The 6181-nt window shown below is 71.3% G+C and carries 7 protein-coding genes; 4 read left to right on the top strand and 3 right to left on the bottom strand.

The features are described from left to right. Window positions 1–69: 69 nt before the first annotated feature. From FOE67_RS13375 to FOE67_RS13365, 3 genes are all read left to right on the top strand, one after another. Window positions 70–1305, top strand: coding sequence for an MDR family MFS transporter (locus FOE67_RS13375; RefSeq protein WP_182663918.1), 1236 nt, complete (start codon window positions 70–72; stop codon window positions 1303–1305). Between the two features lie 823 nt (window positions 1306–2128). Beyond that, window positions 2129–2779, top strand: coding sequence for a hypothetical protein (locus FOE67_RS13370; protein WP_182663914.1), 651 nt, complete (start codon window positions 2129–2131; stop codon window positions 2777–2779). Continuing rightward, window positions 2776–3216, top strand: coding sequence for a hypothetical protein (locus tag FOE67_RS13365; protein WP_182663912.1), 441 nt, complete (start codon window positions 2776–2778; stop codon window positions 3214–3216). Before FOE67_RS13370 ends, FOE67_RS13365 begins: the two co-directional genes overlap by 4 nt. 57 nt (window positions 3217–3273) lie before the next feature. Here the strand turns inward: FOE67_RS13365 and FOE67_RS30400 are convergent, their stop codons facing one another. From FOE67_RS30400 to FOE67_RS13355, 3 genes are all read right to left on the bottom strand, one after another. Continuing rightward, a complete protein-coding gene (locus FOE67_RS30400; protein WP_323384875.1) occupies window positions 3274–3546 on the bottom strand; it encodes an HGGxSTG domain-containing protein in 273 nt (90 codons plus the stop codon). Between the two features lie 100 nt (window positions 3547–3646). Beyond that, on the bottom strand, window positions 3647–4843 hold the full coding sequence (locus FOE67_RS13360) for a GDSL-type esterase/lipase family protein (protein WP_182663910.1): 1197 nt from the start codon (window positions 4841–4843) through the stop codon (window positions 3647–3649). Window positions 4844–4908: 65 nt separating this feature from the next. Further along, window positions 4909–5514, bottom strand: coding sequence for a TetR/AcrR family transcriptional regulator (locus tag FOE67_RS13355; protein WP_182663908.1), 606 nt, complete (start codon window positions 5512–5514; stop codon window positions 4909–4911). A gap of 226 nt (window positions 5515–5740) precedes the next feature. Between FOE67_RS13355 and FOE67_RS13350 the strand changes: the two genes are divergently transcribed. Further along, complete coding sequence (locus FOE67_RS13350; protein ID WP_182663916.1) at window positions 5741–6088, top strand: DUF1330 domain-containing protein; 348 nt, start codon at window positions 5741–5743, stop codon at window positions 6086–6088. Window positions 6089–6181 lie beyond the last annotated feature (93 nt).

Here is a 6181-nt window from a genome sequence, read left to right as displayed (position 1 = left end):
GGGTCCGGCGCCGACCGTGCCGTCCCCGGAGCCCCCGGCGTCCCCGGTGGGAAGGACCCCCGGGGCCGGCTGCGGCGCCTGCGCCGGCTCGCGGGCGGCGGGGACGAACCCCCGCTCTCCCCCCTCCTGCGCCTGCTGATCGGCACCCAGTTCGCCTTCAACATCGGCTTCTTCGCCGTCCTGCCGTTCCTCGCCGACCACCTCGGGTCGGGCATCGGCATGGCCGGCTGGCTCATCGGCCTCGTGCTGGGCCTGCGCACCTTCAGCCAGCAGGGCCTCTTCGTCGTCGGCGGGATGCTCACCGACCGCCTCGGGGTCCGCCCGGTGGTGCTCGTCGGCTGTGTGCTGCGCGTCGCGGGGTTCGCCTGGCTCGGTTTCGCCGGGAACACCGCGTCGGTGATCGGATCGGTGCTCCTCATCGGCTTCGCCGCCGCGCTGTTCTCCCCGGCCGTGGAGTCCGAGGTGGCGCGGCAGGCGGTGTGCCGGGAGGAGGAGGGACTCGGCTCGCGGGCCCGGGTGCTGGCGCTGCTCACCGTGGCGGGCCAGGCCGGGGCCTTCCTCGGGCCGCTGCTGGGCGTGCTGCTGCTGGCCGTGGACTTCCGCACCGCCTGCCTGGCCGGCGCGGGCGTCTTCGTCCTGGTGCTCGCCGGGCACGCGTGGCTGCTGCCGCAGCGCATCCCGGGGCGCGAACCCGCCCGGGGGCGCGGGAGCGTGCGCATCATGCTGCGCAACCGGGCGTTCCTCGCGCTGTGTCTGGTGTACGGCACCTACCTGCTCGCCTACAACCAGCTCTACCTCGCGCTGCCGGTGGAGGTGGACCGGGCGGGTGGCTCGTCCACGCAGTTGGGGTGGCTCTTCGCCCTCTCCTCCCTGCTGGTGGTGACCGTCCAACTGCCGGTCACCCACTGGGCGAGCGCGCGGCTGGACGTGCGGCGGGCCATGGCGCTCGGCCTGCTCACGCTCTCCGCCGGCTTCGCGCTCGTGGCCGCCTCACTGTCCGCCGACCTCACCGGTGGTGCCGTCGCGCTGCTGCCGGCGGCCGGGTTCGTGGTGCTGCTGACGGTGGGGCAGATGCTCATCGCCCCGGCCGCGCGCGGCCTGGTGCCCGACCTCGCCGAGCCGCGCCGCATCGGCCTGTACACGGGGGCGCTGTCCTCCGTCTCCGGGCTGATCGTGCTCCTCGGGGGCGCCGGCGTGGGCCGCCTGTTGGACCCGGGCGTCCCCGCCGTCGTCCCCTGGCTGGTCCTGGCCGCCCTGCCCCTCCTCGCGCTCCTGTTCCTCCCCCGCCGGCGGGGAAGGGGCTGAGGGGTCGTATCCTCCCATCCGGGAAAGGCGCACGACGCCTTCCCGGATGGGTTTTCGCTGAAGCGGGGAGCCGGGGAATCCCGATTCCCCATCCTCTCCGGCCTCGATGCCCGCTCATTCTTCCGTGATACACGCACACGGTTTCCCCGGGTCCACCGGAACACCCCGGCGATCCGGGCGATCACGGTGATCCGGGTAACACATTTCACCCCGACCGGCGGTCACCTGATTCACTCGTCGGGGATCGGGAACAGGGACAGGTGTTCCACGCCTTTCCACCACGCCCCGGAGCCACCCGTCACCCGCCACCACCCGCACACACATTCGATTGTGCTTCGCATCCATTCCGGAAGCCACCCATCGAACGTGTGATTTATTTTCATTCACTTCGGCGATTCCCTCCCCGGGAGTGGAGGAGGCGAAGACGACGCGATGTCACCCGATTGCCTGCACTGCAACAACCGCCGAGCCGAGTCGGCGTTCGGGGCCCCGGAGGTGCGATTGAGTCCCCAAAGACAACACAGGGACCCCAAAGTGCGCGCGATCATCGCACACCTCACCCGTGACGACCGGTGGGTCCTGCGGGAAGCCCGAGGAGGAAGCGCCCATCCGTTCGGTTTCCTGATGTGCGCGGAAGGGGACTGCTGGATTCCCATCCGATGCACCCCGAAAGGCGACAGCCAGTACAAGATCCTGTGGCGGAGGGCCGCCCAGTGCACCCACGGCTGTGCTCCGAACGGGCCCATTCCCCGGTAGGGGTGTACGCAACTGCGTACACTCCTGTAGCGTGATATCTCGTACGGCGACCCGGCAGGTTGCCCGCATGGGGGTGCCAGTGCGCTACTTGTTCACCCTGGAGATCGAGAACCTCGATCTCCGGGACGAAGCGGCCGTGGAGCGCTTCTACGAGGCCGAGGCCGAGGCCTACCTCTCGGCACGTGATGGCCGGGTGGACGTGACGTACGTCGTCGAGGCACCCCCGGGTGACCCCTGCGACGCCGTCCTGGACGCCACCAACCACCTCCGCGAGTTGCTGCCCGGGGTCGTTGTGACGCGTCTCGCCCTCGACCTGGTGCGCGTGACGGATATCGCGGCCCGGGTGGACCGTCCCCGGGCCACCGTTCGCTCCTGGACGACGGGCACGAGAGGGCCGGGAGGCTTCCCGAGGCCGCTCGCCACATTGAGCGGTGGAGTGCGGGTGTGGCACTGGCCCGAGGTGAACGAATGGCTGCACGTGCACCATCCGGAAATCGCCGACGAGGAACGAGGAATTCCCCTCGATGCCGTCGAGCGCATCAACCACGCGCTCTCGTCCCGAAACGCCTCCCCCGCCCGGGACGGATCACCCCCGAGCAGGGCGGCGACTTCGCGAACACCGCGCTGGAGAACAGCCCGGAAGACCTGCATCAAGGTGCGTCGACACCCCGATGTCTCCCTGCCCGATCACCCCTACCTGTCACGGACCCCCCAGTGAGGAACGACATCACCACCGAAGGATTCGAGGACTTCTCCAGGCGAGTCGAGTTGAGTCAGATCCTCACGGAATCCTGCAGCGCCAGAAGAATCTCGGCGGAAAATTCCGTCGAAGTGGAAATGCGCATGGAAATGGGAATGGCCCCCGCCTCGGACACGGTGTTCTACCGACTTGCGGTGGAAGCCGATCTGAAAGCCGGGAACGGCGATGTCGCCGGCTCCGTGGAGGTCGTCATCCTCGCCAAGTACGATGTGACCGAAGGGCGCATCCCGGGAATCGAGGTGCTCCAGGAGTTCGCGGACCGGGAGGCCGGTCCCGTGGCACTTCCCTACGCCAGGGAAGGCGTTCAATCGCTCGCCTCACGGATCGGATTCCACGGTGTTCTGATTCCCTTCGTCGGCCCCTCCCTCAACCTCGAGGACATCGCCTCGCGGTGAGCGGACCCGCCGGGACCGGTCCCGGTCCGGAAAGGAAAGCAACGCTCCCCCGCCCGCTCAACGCTTCCGACGCGCCCGGAGCTTCCGCTCGGCCTCCCTCTTCCTCCGCCTGTTGACGGCGTGGGACGTCCACTCCCCTTGGTGCAGCTCACACCGTGAGGTCCCTTTCATCGCCGGCTTCCGACAGCGGTTCCCGGCCTTCGTCCTCGCGTTGCATCTCGGTTGTGCGCCCACTCCGTCCACCTCTTCCCCACGCCGTGCCCACCATGGCGCGGCCCGTGTCCTCCCGGGAGGCGCACGCCCCGGGGATCCCGGGGCACCGGGGCGCATTCACCGCACCGGAGTGCCCACGGCTCCACGCCTCTCCCGACAACACCCCGGGGCCCCGACGCCCCGAGGCCCCGGAGGAGGGATCCCGGCGATGGGACGATCACCGGGACCACCGGCCCCCGGGCGCGGCGAAGGGGCCGTCGCCCGTGAGGACCAGGTCGGCGAAGCGCTCCCCCATGCGGCGGTGGGCGGCCGCGTCGGGGTGAAGTTCGTCGGGCAGCGGGAGTTCGGCGATGTCGTCCGAGCCGTACAGCAGGCGACCGTCGAGGTGGTGCAGATACGGGTCCCCGGCCGCGCGCTCCTCGACGATCCGGGCCAGTTCCTCCCGGATGACCTCCAGCGTCAGCTTCCCGGCGGCCCGTTCGGCCGGATCCCCCGTGGCGCGCATGAGCAGCTTCCCCGCGGCGAACGCCGCCTCGTCGAAGGCCGAGGGGCCGGGCGTGTCCTCGTGGATGGGGCACAGGATCGGGGAGACGACCAGGAGCGGCGTGGTGGGGTGCCCGTCGCGGATGGTGTCGAGGAAGCCGTGCACCGCCGGGGTGAAGGCCCGCAGCCGCATCGCGTCGGTGTTGACCAGGTTGATGCCCATCTTGACGCTGATCAGGTCCGCCGGGAGGTCGCGCATCGTGCGGGCGGTGAACGGGTCGAGCAGCGCGCCACCGCCGAAGCCCAGGTTGACCAACTCCACCCCGCCCCGGGCGGCGGCGAGCGCGGGCCAGGTGGTGGTGGGGCTCGCGGCGTCCGAGCCGTGGCTGATCGAGCTGCCGTGGTGCATCCAGACCCGCCGACCCCGGTCGGGGGTGGGCTCGACGGGGGCGTCGGTGCGCAGGGCCACCAACTCGGTGATCTCGTTGAACGGGAGCCACAGCTCGATGTCCTTGACCCCGGCGGGCAGGTCGCCGAAGCGCAGCGTGCCGACCGGACCGGGTTCGAGGTCGGTCGTGCCGGTGGTCATGTCGACGGTCAGGACGTTCCCGCCCCCGATGCTCCCCCGGGCGGCGAGGCCGCCGTCGACCAGCAGGTCGTACACGCCGCCCGGCCGGGGCGGGGCTCCCCGGTACGCCCGCCGGGTGGGCAACGCGTCCAGCTCCACGGCCGTGGCCCGGGTGCGGAACGCCAGCCGCACGCCGGAGGGTTGGACCTCCGCCAACAACACCTGGCCGTCGGCCCCCCGGGCGCGGGCGGCGGCGGGCAGCCGGTGCGGCAGCACGCCGCGTTCCGTGCGCTCCAACTCGACGGCTCCGCGCACCAGATCGGCGGTGATGGGGGTGGTGATCAGGGGACGGTCGTCGTTCATGGTCCGATGCCGCGCTTTCCGTGGGTGACGTGCGGGATGTGGAGGGATGCGCGCCGGCGGGGCGGTCAATCCGGTCGGCCCGGGCGCGAGGGGCGGCCCGGGCGGGACGTGGGCGGGTTCCGCAACACGGCATCGAGCGCGTCCAGAGTCCACTCCCACGATGCCCCGGCGTCGACCGGCGTGTGCTCGAAGCCCCCGGCCGACTCCAACTCGGCGTAGCCGTGGATGGCGGCGCCCACCATCCGCACCGCGTGGGTCTCCTCGGGCTCGGCGAGGTCGTAACCGCGCAGGATCGCCCGCGTCATGCGGGCGTGCCGAACACCGGCACTACCGGCGGCCGTCTCCGGATCGAGCCGGGCCCGGGCGGCGGCGTACCGGCCCGGGTGCTCGCGGGCGTAGTCGCGGTACGCGGTCGCCAGGGCGGCCAGCGCGTCCCGGCCGGCCAGCCCGACCAGGGCATCGGCGGCCCGGTCGGCCATCTCCTCCAGGGCGAGCAGCGTGATCCCGGTGGTGAGGTCGGCGGAGTTCCGCAGATGCGAGTACAGGCTGGCGACCTTCACGTCGAACCGGCGGGCCAGCTCCGACACGGTCACCCGGTCGAAGCCGACCTCGTCGGCCAGTTCGGCACCCGCCCGGATCAGCCGTTCGCGGCTCAGCCCCGCCCGCGCCATCACCACTCCTCCGTTCGCCTATAAACATTAGGACACAACCTATAAGTATTAGGCAAGCGAAGGGTGTGGTCGACAGACGGGCGGAGGGGGCAATGCCGGCGATGGCGTTGACGCCCCGCCGACCCCGACTCGGGGCCGGGGCCGCACGACCGATAAGGCGTCGACGGTCGGATACCGGCGTGCCATGCTCCCGATGTACCGAGCCCGCCCCGACCGGAAGGACCCCATGCCCGCCTACGCCATAGCCCACCTGCGGGAAGCCGCTCCGCACCCGGAGATCGCCGAGTACATCGAGCGGGTCTCCGCCACCTTCGAGCCGTACGGCGGGCGCTTCCTCGTGCACGCGACCCCGCACGAGGTGAAGGAGGGGAACTGGCCCGGACACGTCGTGGTGATCGGCTTCCCCGGCATCACCGAGGCGCGGGCCTGGTGGGACTCACCGGCGTACCGGGAGATCGCCCCACTGCGCTCGCGACACATCGAGGGCGACATCATCCTCGTCGAGGGCGTCCCGGAGGGCTATGACCCGACCGCCACCGCCCGGGCGATGCGGGAGGCCCTGCCCACCGAGTGACCCCCGCGGGCCGGGTGACGTACGGGGGCCCGGGGGCGGCGGTGCGATCGGCACCTCCACCCCCGGGCCCCTCCTCATGGTGCGCCCCGACAC

The sequence above is a fragment of the Streptomyces calidiresistens genome (genome assembly GCF_014141525.1).
GTDB classification, from domain to species: Bacteria; Actinomycetota; Actinomycetes; order Streptomycetales; family Streptomycetaceae; genus Streptomyces; species Streptomyces calidiresistens.
The sequence above is the reverse complement of the archived record's forward strand: the minus strand, read 5'-3'. Positions and strand labels throughout refer to the sequence as shown.